This is a genomic window from Blastomonas sp. (genome assembly GCF_030373265.1).
Taxonomy (GTDB): Bacteria; Pseudomonadota; Alphaproteobacteria; order Sphingomonadales; family Sphingomonadaceae; genus Blastomonas.
In genome coordinates this window covers 20,495-38,124 of record NZ_JAUCZC010000016.1, presented here as the reverse complement: position 1 = coordinate 38,124, position 17,630 = coordinate 20,495, and the positions used below count along the sequence as shown (strand labels likewise).

Sequence of the window (17,630 nt, the reverse complement as noted above, 5' to 3'; positions counted from 1 at the left end):
CCTCATAAGCCAGTCAGGTTCTGAAGCTGCAGAATCGGCAGCAGGATCGACAGGATGATCAGTGCGACCACCCCGCCCATCACCACGATGATCGCCGGCTCGAGCAGCGCCATCGCGGTGGAGGTGAAATTCTGGAACTCGCGCTCCAGATACTCGGCGGCGCGCTCGAGCATCGTGTCGAGCTGGCCGGCGCTTTCGCCGCTGGCAACAAGATACACCAGAAGCGGCGGAAACGTCCCCGCATTGCGGAGCGCGCCCGACAAGGACCCGCCCGAACGGATCGATTCGACCGCTTCTTCGAGCGCCTCGCGCAGCACCGCATTGCGCACGGTGCGGGTGGTCAGCTTCATGCCCTCGAGCAGCGGCAGGCGGCTGTGCACCATCGTGGCCAGCGTGCGCGCCAGCTTGGCCGCGTTCAGGTCGCGGATCAGCCGTCCGATCAGCGGCAGCCTGAGCAGCATGCCGTCGAAGCGGTATTTGAATTTGGGCACCTTCATCGCGCGCCAGAAGGCGATGCCCGCCAGCACCAGCGCGATGGCAAGCGCCCACCACCAGGTACTGAGAAAATCGGAAAGCCCGATGACGATCCGCGTGATCAGCGGCAGCTGGGTCTGGGCATTGTCGAACTGCTCGACCACCCGCGGGACCACCGAGATCATCAGGCCTGCGACCACGCCGAAGGCGACCAGCGTCAGGATGATCGGATAGGCCAGCGCCCCGATGATCTTGCCGCGCACCTCGGCCTGCTGCTCGAGCAAGGCCGCCAGCCGCTCGGTGATCACCGGCAGCGAGCCCGAGCTTTCGCCCGCGCTGATCATTGCGCGATACAGCGGCGGAAAGCTGCGTGCCTCGCGCGCCATCGATTCAGCAAGCGACTGGCCCTCCATCACGCCTGCGTGAACGTTGATCAGCACATCGCGGGCGTTGGCCTTTTCGGTCTGGCGGCTGATCGTGCGCAGCGCTTCCTCGAGCGGGCTGACGGACATCAGCGACGACATCTGCCGGGTGAACAGGGTGAGCTGCTTGGGGCTCAATCGCGCGGTGCGCTGCGACAGCAACGCTTTGCGCGGCGGCGCTGGCGATACGGTGACGATGTGGAACGCCTTGCGGATCAACGCTGCGCGCGCCTGCGCATCGGAAGGCGCGCTAATCCGCCCCTGCCGTTCGCGCCCGGCCGCATCGATCACCTTATAGGCAAAGTCAGCCATTGGCCGTTTCGGGCACCGGTTCAGCCTCGCGCCTTGAAATCCGGATCGCCTCTTCCGCGGTGGTCTGCCCGGTGCGGACGAGTTCGCGCGCCGCCGAGCCGAGGTTGGGCGCGTTGAGGAAGGCATGCCGCGAGATGATCGCCTCGTCGCCGCCGTCGTTTATCAGCCGGCGGATCGTTTCGTCGACGCGCACCGCCTCGAACACGCCGATGCGTCCCTGGAAGCCGGTGTGGTTGCACGAATCGCAGCCGACCGGGCGATAGACCACGGTGCCCTTGTCGAAGCCGAGCAGCGAGGCGAGCGAGCCATCGGCCTGCACCGGCTCGCGGCAGTCGGGGCACAGCCGCCGCACCAGCCGCTGCGCAACGACCGCACGCAAGGTCGAGGCGAGCAGGAACGGCTCGATCTTCATGTCGCGCATCCGGGTGATCGCGCCGATCGCATCGTTGGTGTGGACGGTCGAGAGCACCAGATGTCCGGTCAGCGAAGCCTGCACCGCGATCTCGGCGGTCTCGTGATCGCGGATTTCGCCGATCATCACCACGTCGGGATCCTGGCGCAGGATCGCGCGCAGCCCTGCGGCAAAGGTGAGCCCGACCTTGGGATTGACCTGGGTCTGGCCGACGCCTTCGATCGCATATTCGACCGGGTCCTCGACGGTCAGCATGTTGCGCGAGCCATCGTTCAATTGCTTGAGGCACGAATAGAGCGTCGTCGTCTTGCCCGATCCAGTGGGACCGGTGACCAGCACGATGCCATTGGGTTCGGACAGCGCCTCGGCGAGGATCTTGTGGGTGCGCGGACTCATGCCCAGCAGCCCCAGATCCATATTGGCGTTTTCCTTGTCGAGCAGGCGCAGAACGACGCGCTCGCCCGCGCGACTGGGCAAGGTCGAGACGCGGACGTCGAGCAATTTGCCGCCGATCGTCAGACCGATGCGGCCATCCTGCGGCACGCGGCGCTCGGCGATGTCGAGCCGCGCCATCACCTTGATCCGGCTGACGATCACCGGCGCGACATTGGGCGGCATCCGCAGCTTTTCCTGCAGCACGCCATCCATGCGCATGCGGATGACCAGCCCGGTTTCATAAGGCTCGATATGGATGTCAGACACGCCCTGGCGCGCGGCCTCGGCGATCACGCCGTTGATCAGCCGGATCGCGGGCGCATCATCGGCGCTGTCGAGCAGATCCTCGGCGCTGGGCAGGTCGCTTGCCAGCATCTCGAGATCGCCGCCATCGATGTTCATCGAGCTCGCCATCGCCGCTGCATTGCCCTCGACCGCATAATGATCCGACAGATAGCGTTCGAACTGCGCCACCGGGGCGATCTCGACATCGAACGGCATCGCGAGATAGCGCCGCACCTCGAGCAAAGTGATCGGGTCCGCGCCTTCGCGCAAAGCGACCTTGAGCCGCCCCTCGGCCTCGCCCAGCATCACCACGCCATTGTCGCGGGCAAAGCCATAGGGGATGTCGAGCATCATCCGCGACAGGGTGCGATCAACCGACAGGTCGAGCGCAGAGCCGGGCCCTTCGCTAGCGGCCTCTTCCATGGGAGCGTCGCCTTTGCGGATCTTCATGGCTGTTCTCCCGGCAAGGGCGGCATCTGGCCTGATCGCTGCGCAGGCTGGCTCGGCGGCAGTGTCATGCTGTCGAGCGGCGCGCTGTTCGGCATCGCGCGCGGCGATACGACCAGATCGTTCGGCCCTGCAGGCGGAGCGACCGGAATGTTTGCCCCCATATAATCGCGCACAATCGCGTCGAGCGAGGGTTCGCTTTTGGGGTTAAACTCGATCTGCGCCGCGCGCACATAATTGTAACGCCGCGCAGCGATTGCCTGCGCATCTTCTGCGGTGCGCAGGATCGTTGGGCGGATGAACACCATCAGGTTGGTCTTGGTGCGTTCCTTGCCACGCGACTTGAACAGTTCACCGATGATCGGAATATCGCCCAGGAACGGAATCTTCTGGATCGTGCGGCGTTCATTGTCGTCGAGCAGTCCGCCCAGAGCGATAATCTCGCGGTCCTTGACGGTGACCGTGGTTTCGACTTCGCGCTTGTTGATGATCAGTTCGTTGAAATCATCGCTCACCGGACCGACGATCGAACTGACCTCCTGCCGGATCTGAAGCTTGACCTGGTTGCCGGCATTGATCTGCGGCTTCACTTCGAGCTCGATGCCGACATTCTGGCGCTGGATGGTGCGGAAGGCGTTGTCGAAATTGTTCGACAGCGCCTCGCCGGTGCTGACCGGGATTTCCTGACCGAACAGGATCGAACCCTGGACGTTGTCGTTCACGGTCAGCGACGGCGTCGACAGGATGTTCGAATCGCTGTCTTCCTGCACCGCGTTGATGATCGCGCCCAGCACGCGGTTGTTGCCGATATCGGCGGCAAAACCGGTATAGCCGCCGCGCGCGCCCAAGATGCGGTTGGCTGCGTTCTGACGGAGGAAATCGCCCACCGCGCTGTTGGTGCTGGTGGTCACGGTGTTGCCGTTGATCACGGTGGTCGTTTCATCCAGGTCATTGGCAAGCAGGCCGCCTGCAATATCCAGAATGTTGGGCGTGACGTTGGAGAACGGCGTGACGAGGAACGGGATGTCCTTGCCGCCGATGAGGAACTGGACGCCGAGCTCGCGCGCCACCCGGTCCGAAATCTCGACGATGATCGCCTCGACCAGAACCTGTTCCTGGCGGATATCGAGCTGGCGTACCAGTTCGGCCAGCGAGCGCTGGACATCCACCGGTGCCGAGATGATCACCGCATTGGCGCCCTCATAGCGGGTGATGATCGCCTGGCCGCGCCCGTTCGACAGCGCCACCGCGCCACCGACCGGAGCCGATGCTCCGCCGGTCGCCGCGCCATTGGCTGCGGGCGCTGCGACCGCCGCCGACAGCGGCTGCATGCCGCCCCCGCCCTGGCTGCCGGCCATCATCTGCAGCACCGGCACCAGCTGTTGGGCATCGGCATAATCGAGCCAGATTACGCGGATTTCGCTGCCATTGGCGGCGCGTGCATCCAGCTCTCGGGCGATCGCGGTGAGCCGCGCTACCGTTGGCGCATCGCCGCGCAACGCGACCGAGTTGCTGCTGTCCACTGCGACGACCGACACCAGAGGCGCGCCCCCGCCGCCTTCTGCGCCGCCGCCCGGTGCCGGGCTGAGCTGCTGCAGCGTCATCGCGATTTCTCGCGCGCCGGCATGGTTGAGCGTGATCACCTGGGTGGTCGCATTGTCACGGTCGATCTGGCCGATCAGCGCGCGGATACGGCGGATGTTGTCGGCATAATCGGCGACGACCAGGCTGTTGCCGCTGCGGTTCGCGGTGATCGAGCCTTCGCGGCTAACCAGAGGACGCAGCGTCTCGACCGCCGTGCTCGCGTCGATCGCGCGCAGGCGGAAGACTTCGGTGACGAACTCGTTCTGCCCACCGCGGCTGCCCACCCGGCCTGGTGCCGAGGCCGCGCCATCGGTCGGCTGAACGCGGTACGCACCGTTGGCGGTCGGCACCGCGATCAGCCCGTTGGCGCGCAAGGTGGAAAGGAACACCTCGAAATATTCACTGCGGCTCAAGGGCCGATCGGTGACCACCGAAACCTTGCCCTGCACACGGCCGTCGATGATGAAGGTGCGTCCGGTGACCGTCGCCGCGTCCTCGATAAAGGCGCGGACATCGGCATCGCGGACATTCAGGCTGTGCTGCGCGGCCAAGGGCGACGACAGCACGAGCGCGGCGCACAGCGCCAGGGTTGAGATGTGTTTTTTCATGGTTCCGGAATGATCAGCGCGATGGGAAGGGTTTCTGTGCCGCGCTCGACGAGCAGCGAAATGCGGGCACCAGGGCGAAGCTGCCCTGCCAGCGCCGCGCCATCCTGGGCGGAGCTGACCTTGCGGCCGTTGATTTCCACGACGATATCACCGGGTTTGAACCCGGCCTGCGCAAACACCGCACCATCGGCCTTGGGGGTGACGGCGAAACCGCTGACGCGGCCGTTTTCGGAGCGCGGTGCAAAGCCAATGCCTGCGGTGATCGCGTCTGACGTAAGCGGCCCTGCTTGGGCTACCGGCAGCTGCGGCGCTCCGGATACCGGGGCAGCGGCGGTATCGCCCACCGTCTCGGCGGGAACCGACTGATCGATGAACAGGCTTTCGCGCGATCCGCCGCGCTCGAGCACGACATGATCGAACAGCACCTCAACCAGCTTGACCCCGGAGGCGACTTCCTCGCCAACCGAATAGCTGCGCTGCACCCCGTCGGATCCGGCTATGATCGCAGAGCCGCCGCCCGAAGCCTCGTTCATCCGCAGCCCGTAGAGCGTAAGATCGAGCGAGGTGACCGCCGCGCTGGCATCGCCCGTTGCGGCGGCGCGATCGAACCCGTCAAAACTGGCGAAGAGCGCTGCGCGCGAGGGAGCGGACATGACGTTTGCGGTGCGCGCCTGCCAGTCGCCCAAAGGGGAAATCGGGGTGACAATTGTCCAGATCAGCCGGGCAAGCTGGATGACCAGCGCCAGCACAAGCAGAGCCCGCAGCCAGCCATACAGGCCGACCGGCAGAAACCGAGCGACACTGCCGCCCCGCCCTTCAAACCTTGCCGACCGGAATCGGGAGAGTGAAGCGCCAAGGCCTGTCTGCGCGCCGTTATGGGCCGCTGATGCCACGAATCACTCCCCTTTGCAGGCCGATCCCCTTGGCCCTCACTCGCTGCTAGGCGCAGTGAATGACGGTTGGATTACCAGTTTGTGACAGATATTTGAACGCAAATGCGTCGGCGCGCATCTGAAGCGCAAACAAGTAGGGGGCAGGCTTGTCGCCCGCCCCCCTTATGGTCGCGTTGAAACCGCGCTGACGCGTCAGAAATTGGCGGACAAACCAATGCTGAAAGCTGCGCCAAGATCATAGCGGTTGTAGAAAATGCGATTGTCGCCAACCCGCTGAAGTTCCTGGTACTTGGTGCGCGTAATGTTGCGCGCCTCGAATTTCAGCTCGGCGTCCAATCCGCCCAGTCGGATGCCCTGCCTTGCGACAAAGTCGAGACGAAGCCCGGGTTTCTCGAAGATGTCCGGCTGACCGGAAGGGCCGCGGCTGGTCACACGATCGCTGTTGTAGATGAACAGCAGCGTCTGCTGGGACAGCCGCTCGGTATCCTCGAGGCCGATCTGCAGGTTGACGATGTGATCCGACTGTCCGGTCAAGGGCGCCCCATCGATGAAGAAATTCGAGGCTGCAGAGCTCAACCCGTTCACCACCGTCACATCACCGGGCCGCACTTTCAGTTCAGACTGCGTGAAGGTGTAGTTTGCCAGAAGCAGCAGCCGGCGCGAGGTGAAAAAATCACCATCGATCCAGTTGGCCATGTCGAAATACTTTATCGCTTCGACCTCGGCACCATACAGCGTTGCCTTGGGAGCGTTGGCAAAACTGGAGTTGACGACGTTGTCCGAATTCGAGGTGAAGGTTTCGATCGGATTGTCGATCGATTTGAAGAAACCGGCTGCCGAGAAACGCTGATCGCGGTCGAAATACCACTCGTAGCGTGCCTCGGCATTGATCAGGCGGCTATCCTGTAGCGATGGGTTGCCACGGAACACGCGGTTGCTGTCCGTGTCCTGGAAGACCTGCGCGATCAACTCGCGGAACTGGGGCCGGGCGATCGTGCTCGACACGTTGAAGCGCAGCTGCATGTCGGGAAGGAATTCCCAGGTCAGGGTTGCAGTGGGCAAGAAGTAGTCGTTGTTGAGGTTGGTCGCGACGATGGCCGATGCACCGCTGTCGAACAAATCGACCGGTACCACTGTCAGTTCCGCGTCCTCATAGCGCACGCCGGCGTTGAGGCTCAATCCTTCGGCCATATTGACCTGAAGCTGGAAATATCCGGCGTGAGTCGTCAGGTCGGCCTGGAACGCTGCCGTGCCGTCCTGCGCCGACGTTTCGATCAGGAAGATGTCGTACAACTGGACGCTTGCATCGGACAGCAGGAAATCGGGCCGCAACTGCTGGACGGGGATCGGCAGACCGGGCGCGCGATAGAGAAAGGCTCTGCGCACGGCACTGCGGGATGCGTCCGTATAGGCATATCCGATCGACGCCGTGATATCGGGGGTCACTTCATAGCCCAGATCGATACTGCCGAACCAGAGATCTTCATTCAGGTCGCTGAACGCCAGCGAAGCTACGCCCTGGGAAGACCCCCCGAGGTCGTTGATGAATTTCCGGCTCAGGGGATTGTTCGGATCATCAACGGTCGACCGAACATACGTGAAGCTGCGCTCGTAGGGCGCTTCGCGCTGCGAGTTGGCATATCCGCCGCGGGTGTTGACCGAAAAGGCGTCGAACTTGAATTCGCCGACGAGCTGGGAATTGATCAGCTGGCGCTCGAACCAGGCGGTGTCCTGCTCGAGCAACTCGGTCTGGAAGGTGTTGATGTTGGTGCCGACGCCCAACCGCCCCTGCTTCAGAGTGTCGCGGATATACAGGTTGGTCCAGCGCAGCTTGTGCTCGCCGAACTCAAGCGCCGCGCCCAGCAATCCGCTGACGATGATGCGGTTGTCGGTGATGACGCGGGTAAAGTCGGAGGCCGGCGTACCCGAAAGGTCGAGCGTGCTTGCAGACTGCTGGAGCGTTTGACGGGTCAGCCACTTGTTGCTGATATTGGCCGAAGCGATCAGGCCCAGTTGGGTATCGCCAATCGGAATGGTGGTCCCGCCGGAAAAGCCCGCGGACCAGTTCACCGGAATGTTGTTGTTGCGTTGCAGGACGGTGGTCGGCGCATTGACAAGCTGAAGCTGGATGGCCTTCAGATCGTCGAGCGTGAAGTCCGCGCCCGGCAGGATGGGGCGGCCGCTGTTCAGCGCCGCGCTCAACAGCGGGGGAATGTCACGGGTTCCATTGTCGAACCCCGTCCAGTCGGTGCGCGACCCGAAATAGGTGTAGCCAAGCTGTCCCGTGGTTTCCGTATCCCCACCCGTGCTGAACGACACGTTGAGAAACGGTTCTGCGGGAGTAGCGATGGTGGTCAGATTGATCGCACCGCCGCCGAATTCACCGGGATAACTCGCCGAAAACGTCTTCTGAACCACCGACGATGCGATCACGCTCGTCGGGAAAATGTCGAGCGGAACCACGCGCTTGAGCGGCTCGGGGCTGGGCAGCGGCGAGCCGTTGAGCAGAGCCAGCGAATAGCGGTCGCCCAAACCGCGGACGTAGACGAAACCGTTGCCGACGACGCTGAGACCGGTGACGCGCTCGAGCGCGCCCGCGATGTCGCCTTCGCCGGTACGCGCAATATCCGCCGAGGACAGCACCGATACGACCTCGGTATTCGCCCTGAGGGTATTCGGAATGAACCGGCCGCGGACGACGATCTCCTGCCCGCCAGCACCGGGACCGGAAACATCGACTTCCTCTTCTGCGCCGAGGTCCGGTTCAGCCTGCGCGTCCGGGACGACGGTGCCGCCAGCCTGCGCATTCTGGCTGACGGTGCCACCACCAGCCTGCCCGTCAGACGATTGCGCCCAGGCGCTGGAAGGAGCAACAAGCGCTGTGCTCAGCAAGAGTGCGCCCGCAAAGGATAGCGGCATTCGCATAATAACCCCCATAGTATGGGGGTCGAGCCGGATGGCTCGACCCTTATTCAGTTTGTTCAGATCACGGGGATAGAGGTGCAGCTGCCGCTGCTGGACCCGAAGTTGGCGAAGTTGGAGTTGCAGGTCCATCCGGCAAACCACCGGTCATTCGCATCACGGACCGCACCGATATAGTTCGTGCGCTCGAAGAACGAATTGATCGTCGAAGCATCGAATGCCGGGATGGCGGTTTCTGCAGAGCCGTTGATATAAATCGCGGACAGAGTCGGCGAGAAGGTCGAGCTGACGTTGGTGCCAGCGTTGAACAGCGAAGCGACCTGCTCGTTGGTGACGCCGTTACGACCGCTGAAGGCGTTGCCCGAAGGGCACTGGAACTGCACCGAACGGAAGACGGGAGCGCCCGCTTCGTCGATCGAGGCATCGGCCGCAGTGGCTGCCGTCTGAGGCCGGCTGACCGCGAAGCACGGAAGGTTGGGGCTGACCATCACGCCATTGAAGAACGAATAGTCGGCACCGCCGCGAAGCAGGATGGCCGTTCCGTTGTTGCCGGCGCGATTGTCGCCGTTCTTGACGAAGGTGAAGTTGGACAGCCGGACGTTCTGACGCGGCGTCTGACCATCGTTCGCATTGTCCGAGTCGATTTCGAGGATCGAATCGCCGATGTCCGAGCGCTGGATAGCGAGGACATATTGGATGAAGCCCTTGTAGCCGACATCGGTATCAAGGCTGTCATCTTCCGCGCCGGTGATGACGAGGTGCTTGGCGTTACCGCGGCCACCGAAGATTTCGATGCCGTCATCCGAGCTGTTGTGGACCTGGATATACTGCAGTTCGGTGCCCGATCCGGTGCCCGAGGGGGTAAGACCCTGAAGCTCGCTGTTGCGCTCGAGCACAAAGCCCGAATAGCGGATCTGAACATAGCGCATGCGACCGCTGCTGTCGGTCGGCGATGCACCGCCATACAGCGCGTTGCTGGTGCCTTCGGTGTCACGCTCGCACGCGGCGGTTCCCGGGGTCGCACCCGAAGCCAGGCAGTCGGTGATGGGCGCGCGGCCAAGGAGGACGATGCCGCCCCACAGCTGCGAGGTTGCATCGGTGGCTGCGCCGGTCACGTTCTGGCGTCCGGTGAAAATAATCGGCTGGGCCGCCGTGCCCACTGCATCGATCTGGTTGCCGCGATTGACCGCCAGGAACGAGGCGCCGCTCGCAAACACCACGACGCCAGGATCGACGGTCAGGATGACATTCGTGCCCGTGCTCGTCGGACCCTGATCGGTGCCGACGTCAACGCGGCCACCCATCGAATAGATGACGCCGGGGACGCGGGCCACCTGGGTGTTGCTGGTGAAACGGCTGGGGAACTCGCAGTTGCGGTACGTGCCGGTCGGCCCCGAAATCGTGCCGCGATCGGTGTAAATCGCAGACGGGCAGGATGCTGCCGGAGTGGCCAAGCTGGGCGGAGTCGGGGTCGGGGTCGGCGTTGGCGTGGGAGCCGGTGCCGGCGTGGGGGCAGGAATAACAATCACGCCTTCGCCAGGCGAAGCAATATCATCTGCACCGCAGGCGGTTACTACTAGGGCCGCGGCCGAAGCCATCAGGACCGTACGAACACGTGCATTAAGCATCTTTGATTCTCCGCAAATCTGGACAGGCTGGGCTGTCGGCTTTTCAGGAACGAAGCGGAGATGAGCTGATTCCACCCCCTGGAACGCCGTTCGAGAGGGCAGATAGGCAGGCATGATGAAGCTGCGGCGCTATTTCAGTGACAGCGCAGCGACAGGAATGTGACGATTTGGAGTCTTATATGACAATCCAGCGTCAACCGGACCGCATTCCAGGCTAGGCGACTGGAATTATTGCGTTATTTTCCGGGTACTGCAGCAGCAGTCGGGGGTCGATGCCAGCCTGGAGCACGGCAGTCGACGTCTGTTTGCGGTCACGATTGACTCAGAAGGTGATCATTTTGCAACAATCTGTCCGACTGGCCATGCAAAAGCCCGGCCGAAACGGATTCGACCGGGCATCGCGTTCAATACGGAAGGCGATCGTGGCGATCAGCGGCTGGCATAGCCCTGATCGAGGCGGCGCAGGGCATGGCGCGCGGCAACGCGGCTGTCCATCACCCGCCCATCGGACAGGACGATGTCGAACGACACCGGGGTATCGATCGCCGCCTGATAATGCTGGCGCGCCGATCCGACGTCGCCCAGCTTGGCGTACGCCAGCCCCATATTGATCAACCGGGCGGGATCACGACGGGCGGCGGGGGAAACCTGTTTCTCTGCGGCGTGCATCTGTTCCAGAGCGGCCGGATAATTGCCCTGCAGCATCGCGGCGTAGCCAAGCGAGCCTGCGTCATATCCGATTTCAGTCGCCGCCGCCCGGTTCTGCACAGGCTGGGCAAAGCCAGGGGCAGCCATTCCGAGGGCGGCCAGCGCCGCGAATGCGATAACTTTGGTGTTCATGTCATCAATCCTTTCATCGTGTGACAAGCAGCAGGCTATGCCTTTGTGACATCCGGTGCAACACCAATGTCATATAAAATACGTTTTTGTGTCATATTTTTGTAATCTTAGAAATGTTGAACGATTGTCACACGCACGACACGGGACGTGATCATCAGGCACATGCGCCGTAGCTCGCGGCCAGATCATTACCCGGGGGGAAGCCTTGCCATGACAATGACGATCGACCGCAGACTGCTGATCAAGGCCGGGACCTTCGGTCTGGCCGCACTGTCCATCCCGGGCGCGGCGCAGGCGCTGTTTGCCGGTCGAGGCTTCACCCATGGCGTCGCGAGCGGCGAGCCTGCGGGCGACTCCGTGTTGCTGTGGACACGCTATGTCGCCGATGGCGATACCCGGCTGACCGCGGAGCTTTCCCCCTCCCCCGATTTCGCGAAGGTCGTCGGCGGAGGATCGGTCACCGCAAGCGGCGCACGCGATCATATCGCCAAGCTCACCGTCTCGGGATTGAGCCCTGACCGCTGGTATTTTTACCGCTTCGTGGCGCCGGACGGCAGCACATCCCCGGTCGGGCGCACCCGCACCCTGCCGGTGGGAGACACCGCCGCGTTCAACATCGGCGTCTTTTCCTGCTCCAACCTGCCGTTCGGGTGGTTCAACGGCTATGCCCATGCCGCGGCCCGCAACGATATCGACTTGGCGGTGCACACCGGCGATTACGTCTATGAATATGGTCTCGACGTGTACCCCACCCGCACGCAGGCCCTGCCCGGCCGCAGCGTCCAGCCCGATCACGAGATGGTGACCTTGGCCGATTACCGGCTGCGCTATGCCAGCTACCGGCTCGATGCCGACCTCCAGCGGCTGCATCAGGTGGTGCCGATGATCGCGATGTGGGACGACCACGAGATCGCCAACGACGCCTATCGGGACGGTGCGCAGAATCACCAGAGCGAGACCGAGGGCGATTATATGGTTCGCCGCCGCATCGCCGAACAGGTCTATCGCGAGTGGATGCCGGTCGCCGATCTGGCGCCGTCCGACACGCTGTGGCGCAGCTATCAGATCGGCGATCTGGCCACACTGTTCCGCACCGAGAGCCGGCTGTCGGGACGCGACAAGCCCGCCGAGCTGGCGGAAGCCTTTTCGGGCGGCGGCGACCTGGCCGCAGCACTGGCCAAGTTCCGCAACGAAACCTGGATGGACCCATCGCGCCGGATGCTGGGCGATGACCAGGCGCGCTGGCTGGGTGACCAGTTCAGGGCATCGAAGGCATCGGGAACGCGCTGGCAGGTGTGGGCGCAGCAATGCGTCATGGGGTCGCTCAAGCTGCCGCTGGAGACGGCCGACTGGGTGCCCAAGGATGCGCCACAGATCGTGCGGACCCGCTCGGCCGCGGGGCTTGCCGCAAGCAAGGCCGGGCTGCCGTTGAACATGGACGCTTGGGACGGCTATCCGGTGCAGCGCGAGGCCTTGCTGAAATCCGCGCAAGCCGCAGACGCCGATCTGGTCGTGCTGTCTGGCGACAGCCACAACGCTTGGGGTTTCGACCTCGATGCCGGCGGCAAGCCAGCGGGCGTGGAATTTGCCGGCCACTCGATCAGTTCGCCCGGCTTCGAGGCCTATGCCCCGACGATTGCGCCCACGGATGTCGCAGGGGCGCTGGTTCGTGCCAATCCGCAGCTCAAATGGGCCGACACCAGCGCGCGCGGCTATATGACGCTGAACCTGACCAAGGACAGCGCCACCGCGCACTGGCACAAATTGCGCACGATCCGCGAGCGGGATCCAGCATTGGCAGGCACGACCAGCCTCAGTGTTCGGCCGGGGCGCCGAACGATCGCCGATCCCGCCTGATCGATCTTCGGCCGGCGGCCGCCAGCCGACGTTGGTCGATTGTGCCCAGCCGCCTGCCGAAAAGCTTTGCCCGTCTGCAGGTGGTTACCTAAGCTGACCCCATCGCCGCGAACCGCGCCCCGGAGCGCGTGTTGCGGCCGCCCGCATTCTGCGGGCTCAACCGACATCTGGGGAACTGAATATGGTAAAATCGATTCTGCTGGCATCGGCAGCGCTTGTCGCGCTGACGGCCGCACCTGCCTACGCGCACAAGCCCGATGCCAACGGCCCTGACATCGACATGCTGATCGAGGGCGAGGCTCCCGGCACCACTGCGGCAACCGGCGCTGCCGATGCCGAAGGCATCACCACCACCGCGCGCGATTATTGGGGCAACTGGGGTATCGACACCACGGTCATGAACCCCGCAGTCAAGCCGGGCGACGACTTCTACGCCCACGTCAACGGCAAGTGGCTCGACACCTTTGAGATCCCGGCCGACCGGGCCCGTTACGGTGCCTTCACTCTGCTGGCAGAAAAGTCCGAGCAGCGCGTCCGCAAGATCATCGACGAACTCGCCGCGACCAAGCCCGATGCCGGGACCGGCGCGGGCAAGGTGGCCGCGTTCTACAACGCCTATCTGGACACGGCCGCGATCGACGCGGCAGGCCTGGCCCCTGCCCAGCCCTATCTCGACACCATCAAGGCGGCCAAGACCCGCGAAGATCTGGCCAAGCTGTTCGGCACGCCCGGTTTCCGCAGCCCCGTCGCCGGCTTTGTCGACATCGATTCCAAGGAGACCGACAAGTACATCTTCCAGGTGACGCAGGCGGGGCTGGGGTTGCCCGACCGCGATTATTATCTGGTCGACAGCGAGGCGAACCTGAAGATCCGCACAGCCTATTTGGAGTATCTGACCTTCCTGATGGGCAAGGCCGGATATGCGGACCCTGCGGCGACCGCGCAAACAGTGTATGATCTGGAAAAGGCGATCGCGACCGAACATTGGGATCGCGCCATCGGCCGCAACCGCAACCTCACCTACAACAAGCTCTCCAAGGCGGAGATGGTGGCACTGGGCGACGGTTTCCCGGTCGAAACCTTCATGCAGGCCATCGGCGTCGACGGGCAGCAGGAGTTCGTGGTCCGTCAGCTCACCCCCACGGCCGAGGAACTGGCAGCGGAAAAGCTGACGCCCGAGCAGGCGGCCAAGCTTGGCAGCGGCATTCCCGGGCTGTTCCGGCTGGCCAACACCGCGCCTGTCGAAGCCTGGCAGGCATGGCTGACTGCAGGCTTCCTCACTGCCAACGCCAGCGTGCTGCCTTCGGACATCGATGATGCCAACTTCGCCTTTTATGGCAAGGTTCTGGGCGGCCAGCAGACGCAGCGCGAGCGCTGGCAGCGCGGCGTCGCTGCCGTCGAAGGCACGATGGGCGAGATCGTCGGCAAGATCTACGCCGACCGATATTTCCCGTCCGATAACAAGGCGGCGATGGACGAGCTGGTCGGAAACCTGCGCAAGGCAATGGCGGCGAATCTGGTCGAGATCGACTGGATGGGAGAGGCCACCAAGGTCGAGGCGCGTGACAAGCTGGCCAAGTTCACCCCTAAGATCGGCTATACCGAGAAGTTCGAGACCTATGACACCCTGGCCGTGGCCCCCGGCAAGGCGCTGGATAACGTCATGGCCGCGACCAAATGGGGCTATAACGACAACATCTCGAAGCTGGGCAAGCCGATCGACAAGACCGAATGGTTCATGCTGCCCCAGACGGTGAACGCCTATTATTCGCCGCCGCGCAACGAGATCGTATTCCCCGCTGCAATCCTGCAGCCGCCGTTCTTCAACCTGTCGGCGGACCCTGCGGTCAATTATGGCGCGATCGGCGGTGTCATCGGCCATGAAATGGGCCATGGTTTCGACGATCAGGGGTCCAAGTCGGATGGCGACGGCGTGCTGCGCGACTGGTGGACCGCAGAAGACCAAGCCAACTTCAAGAAACTGACCAACGCCCTGGTGGCGCAATACAGCGAACTGTGCCCGCTCGACGATGGCAAGACCTGCGTCAACGGTGCGCTGACGCTGGGCGAGAACATCGGCGATGTCGGCGGTCTGTCGATGGCATACCGTGCCTACAAGATCCATCTCGATGGCAAGGAAGACAAGGTGATCGACGGGCTGACCGGCGATCAGCGCTTCTTCATGGCGTGGGCGCAGGTGTGGCGCAACAAGTCGCGCGAGGAGTATTTGCGCCAGCAGCTCCAGACCGATTCTCACTCGCCGGCCAACTATCGCGCCAACGGCACGGTCCGCAATTTCGACGAGTGGTATGAAGCGTTCAACGTTCAGCCGGGCGACGCGCTGTATTTGCCGCCGGAAAAGCGTATCCGCATCTGGTAATCGCGTTGCGGCGCTGGCCACAAACAACAAAGGGCGCTGTCATTGCCGTGACAGCGCCCTTTTTCGCAATAGCCAGCCGATCAGGCTGGGCTTGAAGTCAGTACGGCCTCAGCTTGCCGAAATGGGTTTCCAGCAGGGCCTGCATCTTGTCGGCCGCATCGCGCAAGGCTGCGTCGGTCTGGCCGCCATTGCCCTTGACCGTGAGCGGCTTGCCGCCCTCCGGCCTGGCTTCGAGCGTGCACTCGATATCGTCGCTGCCGCCACGCGGGCCATTCACGTCGGCCAGGTGAACTTCCACGCGCGTCAATCGGCTCGAAAAGCGGTTCAGCCTGGACTTGACGATGTCCTCGGCTTCGGTGGCGAGCGCTTCATCGCCGGTGATGCGGTTATCGGTGTTGAATTGGATCAGCATAATCGTTCACCGCACCTTTCTGGAACGTTCCAGGACGGGGCGGTGGCCCTCGGCATCCAGGGCTCCCATCGGCGGATTATGATCGCTGTCTCCGCTGATCCGTCCCTCGCCAGCGGTATCGGTCTGATGCTGGAGGTATTCCGCATCCGCGTCCGACGCGCCTTCCTGTTTAAGGTTGAGCGCTTTTTCGGACAGGTCTGTCTGATCGAGCGCGGGCGGTGTTTTTTTGGTGTCTTTGCTCATGTCATATCTACGCATGACACCCGTGGACGGTTCCTGCCGCGGCGGGTTCAGCGCGCCGCGGTTTCGGTGGGACGAGGCCGCATGCTTGGGTTGCTCACCCGCCAGATGATCCCGGCAACGTCGTCGGTGACGAGCAGACCGCCTCGCGAGTCCACCGTCACATCGGTGGGGCGTCCCTTGGCGGATCCATTAGCCGTCAGAAACCCTGTGAGCACATCGACCGGCAGGCCGCCGGTAACCTTGCCCTCGGCGTTGCGGGTAACCGCCGGGCGTCCGCCCTCGCCGAACGGAACGAACACCACTTTGTAGCCCGAGGCGGGCTTGCGGTTCCACGATCCGTGCAGAGCAACGAACGCGCCGCTCGCAAAATTGCCGCCCAGGGCCGCGTTGCCGGCGAACGTCAGCCCCAGCGGCGCAACGTGGCTGCCCAGCGCATAATCGGGCCGGCGGGTGTATTCGCGCAGATCCTGGCGGCGCGGCTCAACGCGGAAATCCTCGTAGCCGCCCCAATAGTTCCACGGCCAGCCAAAGTGCATCCCGGCTTCCACCCGGGTGAGATAATCTGGCACCAGATCGGAGCCCAGCATGTCGCGTTCGTTGACCACCGTCCACAAAGCTTGCGAACCGGGCTCCCATGCCATGCCGACCGGGTTGCGCAGACCGACCGCAAAGTCGCGCTTCTCGCCGGTCGCCAAATCGATCTCGATGATCCGCGCGCGGCCCTTCTCGGCGGGCAAGCCCTTTTCGGCGATGTTGGTGGCAGAACCGATCGCGACATACAGCTTTGTGCCGTCACCGCTGGCGAGCAGATTGCGCGTCCAGTGGTTGTTGGGCTTGGACGCAGGCAGATCGATGATCTTGCGGCCATTTCCAGTGATCTTGGTCTGGCCGGGGGTGAACGCATAGGCCATCACCGCATCGGTGTTGGCGACGTACAAAGTTTCACCCACCAGCGCCATGCCATAAGGCGAGTTCAGCCCTTCGAGCAGGACCGACTTGCTCTCCGCCTTGCCATCGCCATCGGCATCGCGCAGCACGGAGACGCGGTTGGCAGACGGCACGCCTGCGCCCGCCTTGTTCATCAGCATCCGCATGACAAAACCCTCGACGCCCTTGTTCTCGCGCGGCGGACTGTTGGTTTCGGCGACCAGCACATCGCCATTGGGCAGCACCAGCATCGAACGCGGGTGGTCGAGACCCTCTGCAAACCGCACGACGGAAAGCCCCGCGGCCGCCTTGGGCGCTTCGTCGGCCGCCCAGACTTTGACATCGGCGACATTGATCGTCGGGAAGGTTTCCTTGCGAGGGGGCAGGATCGTCGGCGAGGGCCCGGACACCTCGGCAATATCGAGCTCGGCGGTGTCGCCACTCAGAAAATACCAGCCTGCGCCGCCGACGATGGCGGTGGTGAGGCCCAGAAAAACGAGAATGTTGCGTGCTTTGTTGGTCATTTCCCAGAATTAGGGGGCCCGGCCC

12 protein-coding genes are annotated in these 17,630 nt (G+C 63.3%); 2 read left to right on the top strand and 10 right to left on the bottom strand.

Annotated elements, in window-relative coordinates; translation table 11 throughout:
- Positions 1 to 2: 2 nt before the first annotated feature.
- The 7 genes from gspF to QUV11_RS10875 all read right to left on the bottom strand — a co-directional run bounded on the left by gspF (position 3) and on the right by QUV11_RS10875 (position 11,262).
- Positions 3 to 1,208, bottom strand: a complete 1,206-nt coding sequence (gspF, locus tag QUV11_RS10905) for a type II secretion system inner membrane protein GspF (RefSeq protein ID WP_300882550.1) — start codon at positions 1,206 to 1,208, stop codon at positions 3 to 5.
- Positions 1,201 to 2,790 (bottom strand): type II secretion system ATPase GspE, encoded by a 1,590-nt coding sequence (gspE, locus tag QUV11_RS10900; RefSeq protein ID WP_300882548.1) that lies wholly within the window; start codon positions 2,788 to 2,790, stop codon positions 1,201 to 1,203. The genes gspF and gspE overlap by 8 nt, the downstream gene beginning before the upstream one ends.
- Positions 2,787 to 4,979 carry a type II secretion system secretin GspD gene (gene gspD, locus QUV11_RS10895; RefSeq protein ID WP_300882546.1) on the bottom strand — a complete coding sequence of 731 codons (2,193 nt, stop codon included), beginning with the start codon at positions 4,977 to 4,979 and terminating at the stop codon, positions 2,787 to 2,789. Before gspD ends, gspE begins: the two co-directional genes overlap by 4 nt.
- On the bottom strand, positions 4,976 to 5,872 hold the full coding sequence (locus QUV11_RS10890; RefSeq protein WP_300882543.1) for a type II secretion system protein N: 897 nt from the start codon (positions 5,870 to 5,872) through the stop codon (positions 4,976 to 4,978). The genes gspD and QUV11_RS10890 overlap by 4 nt, the downstream gene beginning before the upstream one ends.
- A gap of 192 nt (positions 5,873 to 6,064) precedes the next feature.
- Complete coding sequence (locus QUV11_RS10885) at positions 6,065 to 8,797, bottom strand: TonB-dependent receptor (protein WP_300882681.1); 2,733 nt, start codon at positions 8,795 to 8,797, stop codon at positions 6,065 to 6,067.
- Between the two features lie 56 nt (positions 8,798 to 8,853).
- Positions 8,854 to 10,422 carry a hypothetical protein gene (locus tag QUV11_RS10880; RefSeq protein WP_300882541.1) on the bottom strand — a complete coding sequence of 523 codons (1,569 nt, stop codon included), beginning with the start codon at positions 10,420 to 10,422 and terminating at the stop codon, positions 8,854 to 8,856.
- Between the two features lie 429 nt (positions 10,423 to 10,851).
- Positions 10,852 to 11,262, bottom strand: coding sequence for a hypothetical protein (locus tag QUV11_RS10875; RefSeq protein WP_300882540.1), 411 nt, complete (start codon positions 11,260 to 11,262; stop codon positions 10,852 to 10,854).
- Positions 11,263 to 11,472: 210 nt separating this feature from the next.
- Between QUV11_RS10875 and QUV11_RS10870 the strand changes: the two genes are divergently transcribed.
- Both QUV11_RS10870 and QUV11_RS10865 read left to right on the top strand, forming a co-directional pair.
- Positions 11,473 to 13,119 (top strand): alkaline phosphatase, encoded by a 1,647-nt coding sequence (locus QUV11_RS10870; RefSeq protein ID WP_300882538.1) that lies wholly within the window; start codon positions 11,473 to 11,475, stop codon positions 13,117 to 13,119.
- Between the two features lie 181 nt (positions 13,120 to 13,300).
- A complete protein-coding gene (locus QUV11_RS10865; RefSeq protein WP_300882536.1) occupies positions 13,301 to 15,499 on the top strand; it encodes a M13 family metallopeptidase in 2,199 nt (732 codons plus the stop codon).
- Between the two features lie 97 nt (positions 15,500 to 15,596).
- Here QUV11_RS10865 and QUV11_RS10860 read toward each other — a convergent pair whose 3' ends face one another.
- Genes QUV11_RS10860 through QUV11_RS10850 form a run of 3 tightly spaced genes read right to left on the bottom strand, consistent with a single transcriptional unit; the run spans position 15,597 to position 17,605 of the window.
- Positions 15,597 to 15,911 carry an HPF/RaiA family ribosome-associated protein gene (locus QUV11_RS10860; protein WP_300882534.1) on the bottom strand — a complete coding sequence of 105 codons (315 nt, stop codon included), beginning with the start codon at positions 15,909 to 15,911 and terminating at the stop codon, positions 15,597 to 15,599.
- A 6-nt stretch (positions 15,912 to 15,917) separates the two neighbouring features.
- Entirely contained in the window at positions 15,918 to 16,154 is a 237-nt protein-coding gene (locus tag QUV11_RS10855) for a hypothetical protein (protein ID WP_300882531.1), read from the bottom strand.
- Between the two features lie 47 nt (positions 16,155 to 16,201).
- Positions 16,202 to 17,605 carry a sorbosone dehydrogenase family protein gene (locus QUV11_RS10850; RefSeq protein ID WP_300882529.1) on the bottom strand — a complete coding sequence of 468 codons (1,404 nt, stop codon included), beginning with the start codon at positions 17,603 to 17,605 and terminating at the stop codon, positions 16,202 to 16,204.
- Positions 17,606 to 17,630 lie beyond the last annotated feature (25 nt).